The sequence below is a fragment of the Nocardia sp. NPDC049220 genome (assembly GCF_040647855.1).
Classification (GTDB): domain Bacteria; phylum Actinomycetota; class Actinomycetes; order Mycobacteriales; family Mycobacteriaceae; genus Nocardia.
Genome location: NZ_JBEZDA010000001.1, coordinates 1,526,742 through 1,541,178, shown reverse-complemented (window position 1 = coordinate 1,541,178; position 14,437 = coordinate 1,526,742). Strand labels below are relative to the sequence as shown.

Below are 14,437 nucleotides of genomic sequence, written 5' to 3'. Positions count from 1 at the left end.
CAGCCTTCCTTGGGTGACGCGCCCATCGGGGGTTCGCTGCTCGCCGGGAGGGTCTGGCTGTCTACAGTGGCGCGACCGCACCGGATTCCCACCGGTTTCCTCGTGGTCCGCCGAGCATGCCGATGCTACCTGCCACCGCGGTCCGGCTCGCCTGCGTGTCCGCCCGCTCGGATACCGCGCCGTTCCGGTCGGTCGGCACGTCGTCGATGATCTGCACGCAGCTTGTCGGGTGGGTAGGCCCGAAGCCGGCCACCCCGGGGTACGTAGGCTGAGGGAGTTATGACACGACCTGTTGCCGACTCCTGTCCCGGCGTGCTCCGGTTGCACGACGCGGCTGATGGGCCGTTGGCGCGGATTCGGGTGCCCGGAGGGCGGGTGGAGCCCGTGCAATGGCAGGTGCTCGCCCAGGCCGCGCACGACCTGGGCGATGGGAACATCGAGCTCACCTCACGGGGCAACGTTCAGCTGCGCCGGATCGGCGACGCCGAGGCGCTGTGGGCGCGACTGGAGAACGTGGGCCTACTGCCCAGCCACACGCACGAGCGGGTGCGCAACATCATCGCGTCGCCGCTGTCCGGACGAGTCGGTGGCGTGGCGGACGTGCGCGGACTGGTTCGCGCGCTGGACACCGAACTGATGGCCGCGCCGCGCCTCGCCGATCTGCCCGGCCGGGTGTTGTTCACCCTCGACGACGGCCGTGGTGATGTCAGCGGACTCGGCGCCGATATCGGTGTGCATGCCGTCGGCCCGGACGAGTTCGCGCTGCTGTTGGCCGGGGCGGACAGCGGCATCCGGATCCACTCCGCCGACGTCACCGAGGTGGTGCTCGCCGCCGCCCACGGGTTCTTGGCACTGCGCGGTGACAACCCCGGCCGCTGGCGGTTGCGTGAAATAGCGCACGGCAGCGAGCGTGTAATCGATCTGCTCGGCCTGCCCCCCGGCGACGATCGTGTCGAATTCACTACCGCACAGGTTGTTCCGATCGGCTGGCTGGAACAGGACAACGGACTGGTCAGCCTCGGCGCTGGGGTGCGCCTGGGTTCCTTGCCCGCCCGCACCGCAGAGTTCCTCGCCGCCGTAGAACGCCCCGTCTTCGTCACCCCGTGGCGCAGCCTGATAGCTACCGACCTGGAGGAATGGGCCGCTGAACAGGTGGTGCGCGTGCTCGCGCCGATGGGCCTGGTCTTCGACGCCGATTCGCCCTGGCAACTGGTCAGCGCCTGCGCCGGACAGCCTGGCTGCGCGAAGTCCCACACCGATGTCCGGGGCGACGTGACGGCGGCGGTCGAATCGGGGCGTGTGCTGCCCTCCGGGAAAAGCACAGTCGGGGCAGGCACTTCCAGCACCGAGCGAGCCGAACCGAAAGATGGTGCCGACCAACGAATCTCCGACAGTCCAGTGATGGCTTCGACGGATGTCGTGGTCGCCGGCCGGCAACACTGGTCCGGCTGCGACCGCCGCTGTGGCCGCCCTCGCGGCGCGGCCACCGATGTGGTCGCGACCGACGAGGGCTATCGCATCGGCTGACCGAACGGAGGCGCGCGATCCTCGGACTGTCCCAATCTCTGGACGATCCACGCCACCGATTGCCTGTCCTCGCGGTCACCGAACCCGATCACCCGCGACACACCCTTGCGCCCCCGCCGTACAGACACCACTGACCTGCCACGAATGTCGCACTGTGTTCGTCGGCCGGATGGCACCGGCCAACACCATCGAACTTCACCTCACGGTGCGCGTCGACTCGTCCTCGCCTCGTGGATTTCGAGGGTGCAGCATTTGACGCTGCCACCCGCCTTGAGCAGTTCCGACATGTCGATGCCGACCGGGTTGTAGCCGCGGGTGCGAAGGGCTTCGCTCAGATCGGTCGCATCGCTGCTGAGGAAGACGTTGGCACCGTCGCAGACGCCATTCAATCCGAGCACCGCCGCATCGGCATCCGTGGCTACGATCGCGTCGGGGTAGAGTTCGGCGAGCACCGCGCGACCGTCCGCGCTGAAGGCGGGCGGATAGTAGGCGACGGTAGTGGCGTCCAGCGGCAGCAGTACCGTGTCCAAGTGGTAGAAGCGCGGATCGACGAGTTCCAGGGACACCACGGGTAGTTCGAAGTGACGCGACACCTCCTCGTGCGCCGCACGGGAGCTGCGAAACCCCATTCCCGCCAGCAACCGGTCGCCGACCAGGAGGAAGTCGCCTTCGCCTTCGTTCAGTTCCGCGGCTCCGACCAGACCGGCCAGCCCGTGCTGGGCGAACCAGCGGTGATAGGCCGGCCCCTCGGCGGCGCGTTCGGGATGGGTGAAGCGGGCCGATATCGCGCGATCGCCCACGATCAGCCCGGCGTTCGCGGCGAACACCATGTCCGGCAGGCCGGGGATGCCGGGCACCACGTCGACCTTGTGCCCATGCTCCTGGTACGTCGCACGCAGGGTCTCCCACTGGTCGATGGCTCGGGATCGGTCGACGGGGTCGTCGGGGTTCATCCAGGGATTGATCGAGTAGGAGACTTCGAAGTGATCGGGTCGGCACATGACGAACCGTCGCGATGACGGACGACGTGCGGCGAACTCGGCCTGGAGGGTGGCTACAGAAGTCAACGGTGCTCCCGGAGGTAGGCGCGAACTTTCGGCTGCCATGACAGTAATTCGCCTACTATTGCGCTAGAAACAACGATTTGTTGCGTAGATTCCTTCCAGAGCAACTGTTCATTGCGTGAGCTGAAAGCGGGTGCGAAATGGACGACCTCGACCGGCGGATTCTCGAACGACTGCTCGAGCACGCGCGCGCCTCCTTCCAGGAAATCGGCGGCGCGGTCGGACTATCCGCGCCGGCGGTGAAGCGCCGCGTCGACCGGCTGGTCGCGAGCAAACAGATCACCGGATTCACCGCCTTGGTCAATCCGGCTGCCCTCGGCTGGAAAACCGAGGCGTACGTCGAGGTCTACTACCGCGACAACATCTCACCGGCCGAGCTCAAACGCAGCCTGGAGCCGATCCCCCAGGTCGTCGGTGTGTGGACGATCGCGGGCGAGGCCGATGCCCTGGTGCATGTGATGGCCACCGACATGGCCGAGATCGAGGTGACCGTCGAGCGGATCCGGGAGAACGCGCGCGTCGGACGCACCCGCAGTTCGATCGTCATGTCCCGAATCCTCGAGCGGCCACGAACCTGATCCAGCCCGCGACCGCACACGACGGGTCGCGTCGCTACCCGAGCCGCTCCGGCCGCACCGCAGTCCTAGCCAGCGTTATCCACCGGCCTGACTACGACGGCGGACGCGTGAGCTGCTCGGACCGGCTATCGCGACCTGCTCATCACCGCCACCAGCAGTTCGGCAGCGCGATCGATCGTCCTCGTCTCCGGTCGACGTGGTCAGACTTCGGCGGTGTGCCAGCGAATGCCGGTCAGCTCTCGAGAGAGCGCCCACAGGCGACGGCCGAGTTCTGGATCTCGGGCTGCCGCTGACAGCTGCACAGGTGTGGGATGTCCCGAACGTCCACCCCGACCATCAGGTCCGATATAGGAGCCCCCGGTGAGATCGGGCTGGGTCGCCGCGAAAAGCTGCGGCAGAGCTCCCATTTCCGGACTCTGCGCGAAGAGCTTTCCGGAAACGCGCATGGCGATTCCCATGATCCCGGTGCCTTTGTTCTGCATCGGTGTGTTGCTGTAGCCCGGGTGCGCGAGAATGCTGGCGATCGGCGACGACGACGATTGCTCGCGCCGAGCGAGTTCCACCCCGAAGACCGCGTTGGCCAGCTTCGATGCCGAGTAGGCGGCGAGGGGCGTGTACTTGCGCGACCACGCGACATCGTCCAGATCGAGTTCGCCCTTCTCATGCATATACGACGTCACGGTCACCACCCGTGGCGCCGGCGACCGGCGCAGCGCCGGTTCCAGCAGTGCCGTGAACGCGAAGTGGCCGAGATGATTCGCGGCGAAATGACGCTCCGCACCCTGCTCGGTCACGGAGTGCTCGACCATCGAGATGCCCGCGTTGTTGATCAGCACATCGACGGACTCCGCCGCGCCGATTTCCTGCGCCGCCCGGCGGATCGAGTCCGGATTCAGCAGATCAACCCGACGCACCTCGACATCGGCCCCCGGATACGCCCTTCGCAGCGAGGACGCCACCTCCTCTCCCTTTACCGCGTCCCGAACGGCGAGCAATACCCGACCACCGTGTGCCGCGAGCTCGCGTGCCGTCACCAGACCGAGACCGCTGGTCGCGCCGGTCACGACGAAGGTGCGGCCCTTCTGGTCGGCCATTCGGTCCGCGGTCCACCCGCCACCGCCCGGCTTGCCCGCGTTCATTCTGGAACCCGTCGTCATGTCTTGATCTCGCTTTCTCGTCGACATCGTCTCGATCAACCCGCTTCGGCAGGTCTGGGAACGTGGAAAAGCTAAACCTTCCCACTAATGTGAAGGTCAAGTGCGACCGCGAGGTCGCCTACCGTGCGACAGTGCGGCATACCGTCCGCACCCATGCCTAGTCGAGGAGAACGATGTGAAGATCGGGGACTTGGCCGCGAAAACGGGTGTCGCGCCGCGGCTGCTTCGTTACTACGAAGAGGTGGGGATCCTGCACCCGTACCGCAGCGGCAACGGATACCGCACCTACGGCGAGCCTGCTATCGACCGGGTACTGCAGATTCGCGAACTTCTCGACGCCGGGTTCACGACGGACATGATCCGCGAGGTCCTGCCCTGTCTCGACGCCGCGAAGGAAGAAACGCACGCTTCGCCGTGCCCCGTGGCAACAGATCTGGACCGCCTGCGACGTCAACTCAGCAGCCTCGAACGACGCATCGACGTGCTACAACGCAACCGGCAGGCGATCAAGGCGTATCTGCGCGCATGGGAGGACGTCGCGTCCACCTCTCCTACCGTCGACCATGACGGGCCGGGCCCAGTTGCGCAGTGACACCGACGACCTGCCGCACTGCCTGGCAGGTACGACCGAGACCGCTGCGCAGCGAAGTGCAGGCGACGCCAGGAAGTGACGCCCCGTCCAGGGAGGAAAGACCGAAATGAGCACTTGGACGCTCGGGGACATCACGATCACGAAAATCACCGAACTGGAGTCGGTGGGCAACACCGAGTTGATGCTCCCGCAGGCCACTTCGGAGGCAGTGCGGCGACTGCCTTGGCTGCATCCACACTTCGCCACCGAGCACGGTCTGCTGAGAACCAGCATTCATTCGTTTGTCGTGGTGACACCGACGCGGCGGATCATCGTCGATACGGGGCTGGGCAATGGCAAGCAAGGACGTCCTGTGCCAGCGTGGAACGGGCTCGACGGCAGGTATCTGCACGATCTGACGGAGACCGCATCCCCTCCCGAAGCCATCGACACGGTGCTGTGCACCCATCTGCACGTCGACCACGCGGGCTGGGACACCAGAATGGTCAACGGCACATGGGTTCCCACCTTCCCGAACGCCCGGCACCTGTTCGCCCGGACCGAGTTCGCGCACGCTCAGGAAGCGGAAGGGCATGGCACATCGCAGCTCTTCGCCGACTCCGTGAGTCCACTGATCGAGGCCGGGCTGGTCGACCTCGTTGCGACCGACGAGCAGATCACGCCTGAGGTCCGGCTCGTCCCCACACCGGGCCACACGAGCGTACTTATCGAGTCACGGGGTGAACACGCGCTCATCACCGGGGATTTCATCCATCATCCCGTCCAGTTGGCACATCCCGAGTGGGTCTCCGGCGGGGATCACGACCCGGTCCGGGCCGTCGAAACCAGGCGCTCTGTGCTCGACGAGCTCGCCCGCACACGCACCCTCCTCATCGGCACGCACTTCTCAGGACCGACCGCGGGCCACGTGGTGCCGATCGGTGACGGCGTGTACGAACTGGAGAGTTGAGTGGCTCCGGACGGTACAACGTCCACGAGGGTTGGCCGGTTGTGCCGGCATAGATATCGGATGGATAGCGGGCGAACTGGAATGTTGTCGCCTCGATACGGTTCGTGGCCGTTGCGTGCGCCGTGCCGTTCGGATGCCAACAGTTCGTAAGTGAGCCACCTCAACCGCTATGACAGCGGCCGGACGACCTTCATTGTCGGCCCTGCGTCGCCGCACCGGCCGAGCCCACGATCGGTACGAGGACTAACTAGGGTGGACCGCATGCCCGACGTACGTACCAGCTACCTGACCGACGGTGCCGAGATCTACCGGCGCTCGTTCGCGACGATCCGCGCCGAAGCCGATCTGAGTGGGTTTCCCCCGGACGTGGCGCAGGTGGTCGTGCGGATGATCCACGGCTGCGGCCAGGTGGATCTCGCGACGGACATCGCGTTCTCGCCCGGGGTCGTGGCTTCTGCGCGGGCGGCGCTGCGCGCGGGAGCACCGATTCTGTGCGACGCGGCCATGGTCGCCTCGGGGGTGACTCGCCGACGACTACCGGCCGACAACGACGTGATCTGCACCCTCGCCGATCCGCGTGTGCCCGAGCTGGCGGCGGCCATGGAGACTACCCGTTCCGCCGCCGCACTCGAACTGTGGCGCGACCGTCTCGACGGCGCGGTCGTCGCTATCGGCAATGCCCCGACGGCCTTGTTCCACCTGCTCGGCCTGCTCGACGCCGGAGCGCCCCGGCCCGCGGCCGTGCTCGGGATCCCGGTCGGGTTCGTCGGCGCCGCTGAATCCAAGGACGCGCTGATCGGTCTCGGCGACATCGAGTACCTCACCGTCCGGGGCAGACGAGGCGGCAGCGGCATCACCGCGTCGGCACTCAATGCGATTGCGAGCGAACAGGAATGAGTACTGCCGCGCCGGGCAAACTCTGGGGTGTCGGGCTCGGCCCCGGCGATCCCGAGCTGGTTTCGGTCAAGGCGGCCAGGGTGATCGGCGCTGCCGATGTCATCGCGTTCCACAGCGCACGCCACGGTCGCAGCATCTCCCGCCGCATCGCCGCACCGTATATGCGCCCCGGCCAGTTGGAGGAGCACCTCGTCTATCCGGTGACCACCGAGACCACCGACCACCCCGGCGGCTACCAGGGCGCGATCGACGAATTCTACGAGCAGGCTGCCCAGCGACTCGCCCGCCATCTGACAGCGGGCCGTTCGGTCGCGCTACTGGCCGCCGGCGACCCGTTGTTCTACAGCTCGTACATGCACATGCACCGCCGCCTGGCCGACCGCTTCGAGGCCGAGATCATCCCGGGCATCACCTCGGTGAGCGCGGCTTCGGCAGCGTTGGGAACACCGCTGGTCGAGGGCGATCAGGTGCTGACGATCCTGCCCGGCACCATGCCGGTCGACGAGCTCTCCCGGCGATTGCAGGATACCGACGCAGCCGCGATCATGAAGCTCGGTCGCACCTTTCCCGCTGTGCACCAGGCACTGTCGAACGCCGACCGACTCGCCGACGCATACTACGTCGAACGCGCGAGCACGACCGAGCAGCGAGTACTGCACGCCGACTCGGTCGACGCTGCCGAGGTGCCCTACTTCGCCATCACTGTGGTGCCCGGCCCCGAGCCGACCGCCCCGATCCCCTGGGTGGACACGAGTGTGGATGCTGGCCGGCGCGTCTACACCGCGCGCACGGCGCAGCACGCGGACGCCGGCGAGGTGGTCGTGGTCGGCCTCGGCCCTGGCGCGCCGGGGTGGACCACCGACGAAGTGCGCGCAGTTTTGGACGACGCCACCGATCTGGTCGGCTATACCAGCTATCTGAATCGGGTACCGGAGCGACCGGGCCAGCGCCGGCACGCCACCGACAATCGCGTGGAGTCCGAGCGCGCCGCCATGGCCCTGGACCTGGCCAAGCGAGGTGCACGGGTAGCGGTCGTCTCGTCGGGCGACCCGGGGGTTTTCGCCATGGCGGCGGCAGTGCTGGAGGAATCCGCGGACCCGCAATGGCGCGGGGTGCCGATACGCGTACTTCCCGGGCTCACCGCGGCCAACGCCGTCGCGAGCCGCGTCGGCGCTCCGCTCGGACACGACTACGCGATGATCTCGCTGTCGGACCGACTCAAGCCGTGGGAGGTTGTCGCGCAACGCCTTTCCGCTGTCGCAGCGGCCGATATGGCGATCGCGGTCTACAACCCCGCTTCGTCACAACGCACCTGGCAGGTGGACGCGATGCGGAAACTGTTGCTGGAACATCGCGAGTCCGACACGCCGGTGGTACTCGGGCGCGACGTCGGCGGGCCCGCCGAGTCGGTCCGGGTGGTGACGCTAGGCGATCTCGACCCCGCGGACGTGGACATGCGGACGCTGATGATCATCGGCGCCTCCACCACCGTCGCGATCGAGTCCGACCAGGGCACCCGGGTCTACACCTCCCGGCGGTACGGTCGCGTACGCGAAACGACCGCTGACGACACGTAGGATCGCCTGACGCACCGGAAATCGGACCGACCTCGGCGGCGGGGTACGACCCAGACGCTCGCCCGTCTCCACCGGCCGGTCGGCTACCCCAATTCGCCCAGTGGGTATAACATTCCACTATGGAATGTTGAGACCGAAGGGAGTTGGCGTTGACGAACACCGCGACCACGCGCAAGCCGTTGAACTGCACGGCAGCGTCGTTGCTCGGATTTCTCCACCAAGGCCCCATGTCGGGATGGGATCTGGTAGCCGAGGCACAGGACCGCATCGGCGACTTCTGGACGATTACGCAGAGCCAGGTCTATCGCGAGCTCGCATCGATGGACGCGGCGGGACTCGTCCAGAAAGGCGAGACCGGAGCTCGGGAACGGACGCCCTATCGCATCACCGACGCAGGACGGGACGAATTCCTGGAATGGATCGCACGCGATCCCGGCGGCGAAACGATTCGGGTGCCACTGTTGCTCACCCTCTCCTTCGGAGAGCATCTCGATCGCAAACGGCTCGAACACATCGTCGCGACCAATCGCGAGATCCACCAGGGGCGGCTCACGAAGTATCTCGCCGAGGATCCGGCGACGATGTCGTCATTCGCGCGCGCGACGCTGGACTTCGGCATCCGCTATGAACGCGCCGTGCTCGAGTGGTTCGACCATCTGCCGGAGCTGCTCGGCGTCGCCTGGTCACCCGCACCGTGACAGACACGCGCACGCGATCGGAAGTGGTCGGTCACTCCCGTTCGCCGCTGGTCGCGGCTGCCGCACGGCGTAGCCAATCCCGAGCTTGTGCGACGGTTTCCACCAGCACATCGCACTCGGGGAACTTCGGACGATCGATCACCACGACCGGAACACCCGCCGCGCGTGCGGCAACCAGTTTTGCGGCGGTCTGGTCGCCACCGCTGTCCTTGCCGACCAGCACGTCGATCCGATGCTGCGCGATCAGTCGTGACTCGCCCTCGACTGTGAAAGGTCCTCGAGCCAGCAGTATTTCGCGATGCGGCGGCAACGGCCCTTCAGGCGGGTCGATAGCGCGGATCAGAAACCACTGTCCGCCCAATCCAGCGAAAGCCCGCACACCTTGGCGGCCGATGGTGAGGAAGACACGTTCACCGAGTGCGGCGACCGCCTCGGCGGCGGCGGCGAGATCTGGAACGCGAACCCACCGGTCGCCCGTCTGCGCCGACCAGCTCGGCCGACGTAGACATACCAGCGGCACGCCCGAATCTTTCACGGCCGCAGCCGCGTTGGCGCTGATCGTGGCCGCGAACGGGTGGGTGGCATCGACCACGGCATCAATGCCGTTGGCCGCGACCCAGTCACGCAGCCCCTCGGCTCCGCCGAAGCCGCCGACCCGGACCGCCCCCTCGGGCAGCAGGGGCGTACGCACACGTCCGGCGAGCGAGGAAACGATCTCGAATCCTCGCTCGCCGGAAGCGATGTGGGCGAGCTCCCTGGCTTCCCGGGTGCCGCCCAGAATCAGAATTCTCAGGGCTGTCCGCTGAAGTAGGCGATACCCGCGTTCAGCAGCGACGGCCCGCCCGCGACGGCGAGACCGACGAGCGCGCCGAGTACCGCGCCGGGCAGGATGCCGACCCCGAAGAACAGGATGCCGATGGCGGCGCCGATCAGCCCGCCGACCGCGGCACCGAGCGAAGCGCGCTGCAACTCGGCGAAGAACCACTCCTGCGCTCCGACAAACTCGGCGGCGACCGGTGCGTTCGCGGTCGGCGCCACCTGCGGGGTCAAGGTCAGCTGCTTGCCCTCGTCGGCGATGTTCGCGGCGATCTGGACCGGCTGCCCCTTGGCTGTCGCGGTGAGCGGAATCGTGGTGACCGTGTCACCCGTGGAATTCTTCAGGCTGACCGACTGCTGGTCGGAATCCAGGCTGAACGCGCCACCGGTCACGCTAGTGACCAGGGACTTACCCGTGTCGGCGATCTGCAACAGGTAGCCAACGCCTTGGTCGGTACCCGTGACCGTGGGCGAGGTGGCGGCCTGGTCTTGCGCCGCAGGCGCCGCGGGCGTGGGCGCGGCGTAGGCGGTGCCGGCGGTGACGCCGGTCGCGGCAACGGCCATCAGTGCGGTCGCGGCGAACTTCTTATATCTCATCTATCTCTCCGTCATAAACTGTTATTCCGATCATGCTCGAAACTCGGCCCCGACCCTACCGCCTGACCGGCAACACGTTCCTGAATCGGCGGAGAAAGCCGGACCGATCAGGCGCCTGGCTTCACCACCGACCACTGTGTCACCGGGAGTTGGGGCCGCCAAGCTGTCAAGGATCCGAGCGGTTCGGCACGGTAGATCTGGAACTTTCGCAGCTCACCGCCCTGCGCGGCGGCCCAGGTCAGCAGGAGCGATTCCGACTCGGCGGTCACCGCGTTCGCCACGAGCCGGCCGCCCGGTCGCAGCTGCGCCCAGCATGTCCCGAGAAGGCCATCCTGCGTGAGTCCACCACCGACGAAAATGGCCTCCGGAGCGGCAATTTCAGCGCGACCGACCTCCGCGAGCAACTCGCCGCGCACCACGATGTGCCCGACACCGAGCGCGGCGGCGTTGTCGGCGATCTGTCGTCGTCGGCGCTCGAGTCGCTCGAAGGTCACGGCGCGGTTGCCGGGATGCGCCCGGCACCATTCGATCGCGATGCTGCCCGAGCCGCCCCCGACGTCCCACAGCAATTCTCCCGGAGCCGGGGCCAGCGCCGCCAGCGTCAGTGCGCGGACCTCCCGTTTGGTGAGCTGCCCATCGCCGCCGAACAACTGGTCCGGCAAGCCGGGCAACCGCGTCGTGCGCACCTGGTCCGCGTCGGCCACGCAGCTGATCGCGACGATGTTCAGCGGGTCACCGGCTGGGCGCTGCCACCGCTGCGCGACGTCGGCACCGATCTGTTCGGATGGTCCGCCGAGTTGCTCGAGAACGGTCAGTTCGGACGCGCCGAAACCATGGCGTCGCAACAACTCCGCCAGTTGCCCTGGTGTGTGCTCGTCAGCGCTGAGCACCAACAGACGCCCACGGTCCACCAACTCGGGCAGCACGGCCGCCAACGGACGTCCCACCACACTCACCACCGGCGTGTCGGCCAGCGACCACCCGAGTCGCGCGCAGGCCAGCGACGCGGACGACGGCTGCGGCAGCACCTGCAGCGCCCGCGGCCCGTAGAGTCGGGCCAGGGTGACGCCGATGCCGAAGAACATCGGATCGCCGCTGGCCAAGACGCACAGCCGCGCCCCGGCACGCGACTCGAGCAGCCCCGGCAGCGCCGGGAGCAACGGCGACGGCCACGCCACACGTTCGCCCGCGGCCGCCTCCGGCACCAGCGCGAGCTGCCGTGCGGATCCGAACAGGACCGCGGCGGCGCCGATAGCTTCCCGCGCGGCACGGCCGAGACCGTCCCACCCATCGGCGCCGATCCCAACGACCGCGATCCTTGGGCCGGTCCACGACACAGCGGAGTTCGTCACCGCGGCATCCGACGCCAGATCGGTTGGGGCAGTAGGCGCATCGCGAAGAATACCGGCCGCAGGATCCGGGGCACCCAGACCCGGCCCGCCCGCTTGCGCAGCCCCGTCACCGTGGCCGCGGCAACTCGGTCCGGGGTGCTGGAAAACGGCGCGGGCGACATTCCCTCGGTCATACGGCCGATGACGAAGCCGGGGCGAACCAGCAGGAGATGAACGCCGCTGCCATGCAACGCGTCCGCGAGCCCGCTCGCGAAACCGTCGAGGCCGGCCTTGGCCGATCCGTAGACATAGTTGGCGCGGCGGACCCGGACGCCGGCAACCGAGCTGAACACAACGATCTGCCCGTCGCCCTGGGCACGCAGCAGGTTCGTCAGGCAGGTGAGCATCCCGGCCTGCGCGACGAAATCGGTGTGCAGGATCGCCATCGCGTGTGCCGGGTCCTGTTCGGCACGCAGCTGGTCGCCAAGCACGCCGAACGCGAGTACCGCGATGCCGATCCGCCCGTGTTCGGCCACGATCTTGTCCAGCATCGCCGGATGAAGGGACGTATCGTCGGCATCGAACTCGACAGTGTGGACCGCGGTCGCTCCGGCGCTCATGACCTCCGCGCTGTTCGCCGCCAACTCCTGGCTGCGACGCGCGGCGAGAACCACCACCCGCCCCGGCGCCAGCCGCCGTGCGACCTCGAGCCCGATCTCGCTACGCCCCCCGAGTACCAGCACCATGCCCTCGGCCAACCCTCGCATTCCCATATGCCCCAGTCTGTCATCGCTCCCGCGCCGGCTCGACGAGTGGCACATCGGAGAGAGTGCCCCCTGGTTGTGCCATACCCAGGTGCCACTCGGCCGGGGGCGGTGGACAGTGCAGGGTGGGGTGCGGACTACCGTCGAGGAATGTCGACCAGTATTGCCGAGTTGTCGCCTGGTGCCTTGGAGTTCGTGGGCGAGCGGCACCTCGCCACCCTGACGACCCTGCGCGCGGACGGAACGCCACACGTGGTGGCGGTCGGGTTCACCTGGGACCAAGAGGCCGGAATCGCGCGGGTGATCACCAACGACGGATCGGTGAAGGTTCGCAATGTGCGCCGCTCCGGTTACGCGGCGGTCAGTCAGGTCGACGGCATTCGCTGGATCACGCTGGAAGGCCCGGCGACCGTGCTCGACGACCCGGACAACGTCGCCACAGCGGTGCGCCGTTACACGGGCCGCTACCGGGTGCCCCGGGAGAATCCCACCCGTGTCGTGATCGCCATCCAGGTCCGACGAGTCTTGTCCAGCAGCACCCTTACCGCTGCGGCCACCGACGGCAGTGCCGCAGAGAACGGCGCCTCCGCCTGATCCTGGGCCGACCGGGCAACGGCGCGCGTCCAGGACTCCCGCTCGACTGATGCCGATACTCCCGCACGGCGGCGAGTGTTGGTGGCCGGCCGGGTCGCGACGGAATCCCGCCACGGCCGTGTCCCGTCGTACCGCCAGGTCATAGCACGGTGAGTCCATGGGGGCGGTTGTTCATCGATTCGCTGCCGTCGGCGGTGACAACGACGATGTCCTCGATGCGGGCGCCCCACCGGCCGCGGAAGTAGATGCCGGGCTCGATGCTGAATGCCATGCCCTGCTGCAGGACCACGTCGTTGCCTTCCACGATGTAGGGCTCCTCATGGACCGACAAGCCGATACCGTGGCCGGTGCGATGCACGAACTCACGGCCGAAACCCGCCTCGGTCAATGGGTTTCGGGCGGCGGCGTCTATCGCGGCGGCGGTGACTCCCGGGCGGACTGCCGCGGCCGCGGCCGCTTGGGCGCGCTCCAGTTCGGCGCACCGCGCGGCTACCTCCGCGTCCGGATCGCCGAGCACATACGTCCGCGTCGAGTCCGAGTAGTAGCCGGGCTCGACCGGACCGCCGATGTCGATGACCACCACGTCCCCGGCCTCGATGCGCCGCTGCGACACTCCGTGATGCGGATCGGCGCCATGCGGACCACTGCCCACGATGACGAACGCCGCCTCGGTGTGCCCCTCGGCCACGATGGCGGCGGCGATGTCGGCGCCGACCTCGGCCTCGGTGCGACCCACCTGCAGGAACTCACTCATCCGCGCGTGTACCCGGTCGATCGCGGCGCCCGCGCGGCGCAGCGCGTCCACCTCCGCGGCGTCCTTGATCATGCGCAGTTCGCGTAGCACCGGGGTGGCGGACACGGGTAGGCCGGTGAACGATTCCGCGAGCGGCAGCAGGTGCAGCGCGGGCATGGCGTCGGCGACGGCCACCCGGGAACCGACATGCAGCGCGGACTTCACCACGCCGTACGGGTCGGTGCCGTCGACCCAGTCCAGTACCTGCAACCCCAATTCGCCTGCCGCTGAATCGTCCAGCGAGGCGAGTTCCAGTTTCGGGATCACCACCGACGGCGTCGCGCCGTCCGCGGGGATCACCAGACAGGTCAGCCGCTCGAAGGACTCTGCCGCCGATCCGATCAGATAGCGCAGATCCGGCCCCGGGGTGATCAGCAAGGCGTCCAGATGAGCGGCCCGCATCAGTTCCACCGCGCGCTCGACCCGAGCACCATAGACGTCCGCCGCGAACCTAAAATTCGTGTGGGAGCTCATCTGTGCGACGTTACCCGCCGGCCGACGTC

The 14,437-nt window shown here is 67.6% G+C and carries 16 protein-coding genes; 8 read left to right on the top strand and 8 right to left on the bottom strand.

What is annotated here, in order from left to right:
- Nucleotides 1–61 precede the first annotated feature (61 nt).
- Nucleotides 62–199: a hypothetical protein gene (locus AB0C34_RS06895; protein ID WP_357068186.1), complete on the bottom strand. Its 138-nt coding sequence runs from the start codon at nucleotides 197–199 to the stop codon at nucleotides 62–64.
- Nucleotides 200–279: 80 nt separating this feature from the next.
- Here AB0C34_RS06895 and AB0C34_RS06890 point away from each other — a divergent pair, with 80 nt between their 5' ends.
- The gene (locus AB0C34_RS06890) at nucleotides 280–1,527 is read left to right on the top strand and encodes a precorrin-3B synthase (protein ID WP_357068184.1); all 1,248 of its coding nucleotides are present in this window, start codon (nucleotides 280–282) and stop codon (nucleotides 1,525–1,527) included.
- 200 nt (nucleotides 1,528–1,727) lie between these two features.
- Here the strand turns inward: AB0C34_RS06890 and ddaH are convergent, their stop codons facing one another.
- Nucleotides 1,728–2,594, bottom strand: coding sequence for a dimethylargininase (gene ddaH, locus AB0C34_RS06885; RefSeq protein ID WP_357068182.1), 867 nt, complete (start codon nucleotides 2,592–2,594; stop codon nucleotides 1,728–1,730).
- A 137-nt stretch (nucleotides 2,595–2,731) separates the two neighbouring features.
- On the opposite strand from ddaH, the gene AB0C34_RS06880 reads away from it, so the two are divergent.
- On the top strand, nucleotides 2,732–3,169 hold the full coding sequence (locus tag AB0C34_RS06880) for an Lrp/AsnC family transcriptional regulator (RefSeq protein WP_357068180.1): 438 nt from the start codon (nucleotides 2,732–2,734) through the stop codon (nucleotides 3,167–3,169).
- 200 nt (nucleotides 3,170–3,369) lie between these two features.
- Here AB0C34_RS06880 and AB0C34_RS06875 read toward each other — a convergent pair whose 3' ends face one another.
- Nucleotides 3,370–4,326 (bottom strand): oxidoreductase, encoded by a 957-nt coding sequence (locus tag AB0C34_RS06875; RefSeq protein WP_357068178.1) that lies wholly within the window; start codon nucleotides 4,324–4,326, stop codon nucleotides 3,370–3,372.
- A gap of 175 nt (nucleotides 4,327–4,501) precedes the next feature.
- Between AB0C34_RS06875 and AB0C34_RS06870 the strand changes: the two genes are divergently transcribed.
- From AB0C34_RS06870 to AB0C34_RS06850, 5 genes are all read left to right on the top strand, one after another.
- Entirely contained in the window at nucleotides 4,502–4,918 is a 417-nt protein-coding gene (locus AB0C34_RS06870) for a MerR family transcriptional regulator (RefSeq protein WP_357068176.1), read from the top strand.
- A gap of 106 nt (nucleotides 4,919–5,024) precedes the next feature.
- Nucleotides 5,025–5,867 (top strand): MBL fold metallo-hydrolase, encoded by an 843-nt coding sequence (locus AB0C34_RS06865; RefSeq protein ID WP_357068174.1) that lies wholly within the window; start codon nucleotides 5,025–5,027, stop codon nucleotides 5,865–5,867.
- A gap of 261 nt (nucleotides 5,868–6,128) precedes the next feature.
- Nucleotides 6,129–6,764, top strand: a complete 636-nt coding sequence (locus AB0C34_RS06860) for a precorrin-8X methylmutase (RefSeq protein WP_357068172.1) — start codon at nucleotides 6,129–6,131, stop codon at nucleotides 6,762–6,764.
- Entirely contained in the window at nucleotides 6,761–8,341 is a 1,581-nt protein-coding gene (gene cobJ, locus AB0C34_RS06855; RefSeq protein WP_357068170.1) for a precorrin-3B C(17)-methyltransferase, read from the top strand. The genes AB0C34_RS06860 and cobJ overlap by 4 nt, the downstream gene beginning before the upstream one ends.
- Before the next feature lie 149 nt (nucleotides 8,342–8,490).
- Nucleotides 8,491–9,039: a PadR family transcriptional regulator gene (locus tag AB0C34_RS06850; protein ID WP_357068168.1), complete on the top strand. Its 549-nt coding sequence runs from the start codon at nucleotides 8,491–8,493 to the stop codon at nucleotides 9,037–9,039.
- Between the two features lie 31 nt (nucleotides 9,040–9,070).
- Here AB0C34_RS06850 and AB0C34_RS06845 read toward each other — a convergent pair whose 3' ends face one another.
- The 4 genes from AB0C34_RS06845 to AB0C34_RS06830 form a co-directional block, all read right to left on the bottom strand.
- Entirely contained in the window at nucleotides 9,071–9,832 is a 762-nt protein-coding gene (locus tag AB0C34_RS06845; protein ID WP_357068551.1) for a cobalt-precorrin-6A reductase, read from the bottom strand.
- Nucleotides 9,829–10,452, bottom strand: coding sequence for a hypothetical protein (locus tag AB0C34_RS06840; protein WP_357068166.1), 624 nt, complete (start codon nucleotides 10,450–10,452; stop codon nucleotides 9,829–9,831). Before AB0C34_RS06840 ends, AB0C34_RS06845 begins: the two co-directional genes overlap by 4 nt.
- A 107-nt stretch (nucleotides 10,453–10,559) precedes the next feature.
- Nucleotides 10,560–11,804 (bottom strand): precorrin-6y C5,15-methyltransferase (decarboxylating) subunit CbiE, encoded by a 1,245-nt coding sequence (gene cbiE, locus AB0C34_RS06835; protein ID WP_357068164.1) that lies wholly within the window; start codon nucleotides 11,802–11,804, stop codon nucleotides 10,560–10,562.
- Nucleotides 11,801–12,556 carry an SDR family NAD(P)-dependent oxidoreductase gene (locus tag AB0C34_RS06830; RefSeq protein WP_357068162.1) on the bottom strand — a complete coding sequence of 252 codons (756 nt, stop codon included), beginning with the start codon at nucleotides 12,554–12,556 and terminating at the stop codon, nucleotides 11,801–11,803. The genes cbiE and AB0C34_RS06830 overlap by 4 nt, the downstream gene beginning before the upstream one ends.
- A gap of 141 nt (nucleotides 12,557–12,697) precedes the next feature.
- Here AB0C34_RS06830 and AB0C34_RS06825 point away from each other — a divergent pair, with 141 nt between their 5' ends.
- The gene (locus AB0C34_RS06825) at nucleotides 12,698–13,141 is read left to right on the top strand and encodes a PPOX class F420-dependent oxidoreductase (RefSeq protein ID WP_357068160.1); all 444 of its coding nucleotides are present in this window, start codon (nucleotides 12,698–12,700) and stop codon (nucleotides 13,139–13,141) included.
- A gap of 139 nt (nucleotides 13,142–13,280) precedes the next feature.
- Here the strand turns inward: AB0C34_RS06825 and AB0C34_RS06820 are convergent, their stop codons facing one another.
- Nucleotides 13,281–14,408: a Xaa-Pro peptidase family protein gene (locus AB0C34_RS06820; protein WP_357068158.1), complete on the bottom strand. Its 1,128-nt coding sequence runs from the start codon at nucleotides 14,406–14,408 to the stop codon at nucleotides 13,281–13,283.
- Nucleotides 14,409–14,437: the final 29 nt, after the last annotated feature.

Coding starts and splice junctions, on each gene's coding strand:
- AB0C34_RS06890 (WP_357068184.1), top strand. CDS start 280: ATGACACGACCTGTTGCCGACTCCTGTCCCGGCGTGCTCCGGTTGCAC.
- AB0C34_RS06880 (WP_357068180.1), top strand. CDS start 2,732: ATGGACGACCTCGACCGGCGGATTCTCGAACGACTGCTCGAGCACGCG.
- AB0C34_RS06875 (WP_357068178.1), bottom strand. CDS start 4,326: ATGACGACGGGTTCCAGAATGAACGCGGGCAAGCCGGGCGGTGGCGGG.
- AB0C34_RS06865 (WP_357068174.1), top strand. CDS start 5,025: ATGAGCACTTGGACGCTCGGGGACATCACGATCACGAAAATCACCGAA.
- AB0C34_RS06860 (WP_357068172.1), top strand. CDS start 6,129: ATGCCCGACGTACGTACCAGCTACCTGACCGACGGTGCCGAGATCTAC.
- cobJ (WP_357068170.1), top strand. CDS start 6,761: ATGAGTACTGCCGCGCCGGGCAAACTCTGGGGTGTCGGGCTCGGCCCC.
- AB0C34_RS06840 (WP_357068166.1), bottom strand. CDS start 10,452: ATGAGATATAAGAAGTTCGCCGCGACCGCACTGATGGCCGTTGCCGCG.
- AB0C34_RS06830 (WP_357068162.1), bottom strand. CDS start 12,556: ATGGGAATGCGAGGGTTGGCCGAGGGCATGGTGCTGGTACTCGGGGGG.
- AB0C34_RS06825 (WP_357068160.1), top strand. CDS start 12,698: ATGTCGACCAGTATTGCCGAGTTGTCGCCTGGTGCCTTGGAGTTCGTG.
- AB0C34_RS06820 (WP_357068158.1), bottom strand. CDS start 14,408: ATGAGCTCCCACACGAATTTTAGGTTCGCGGCGGACGTCTATGGTGCT.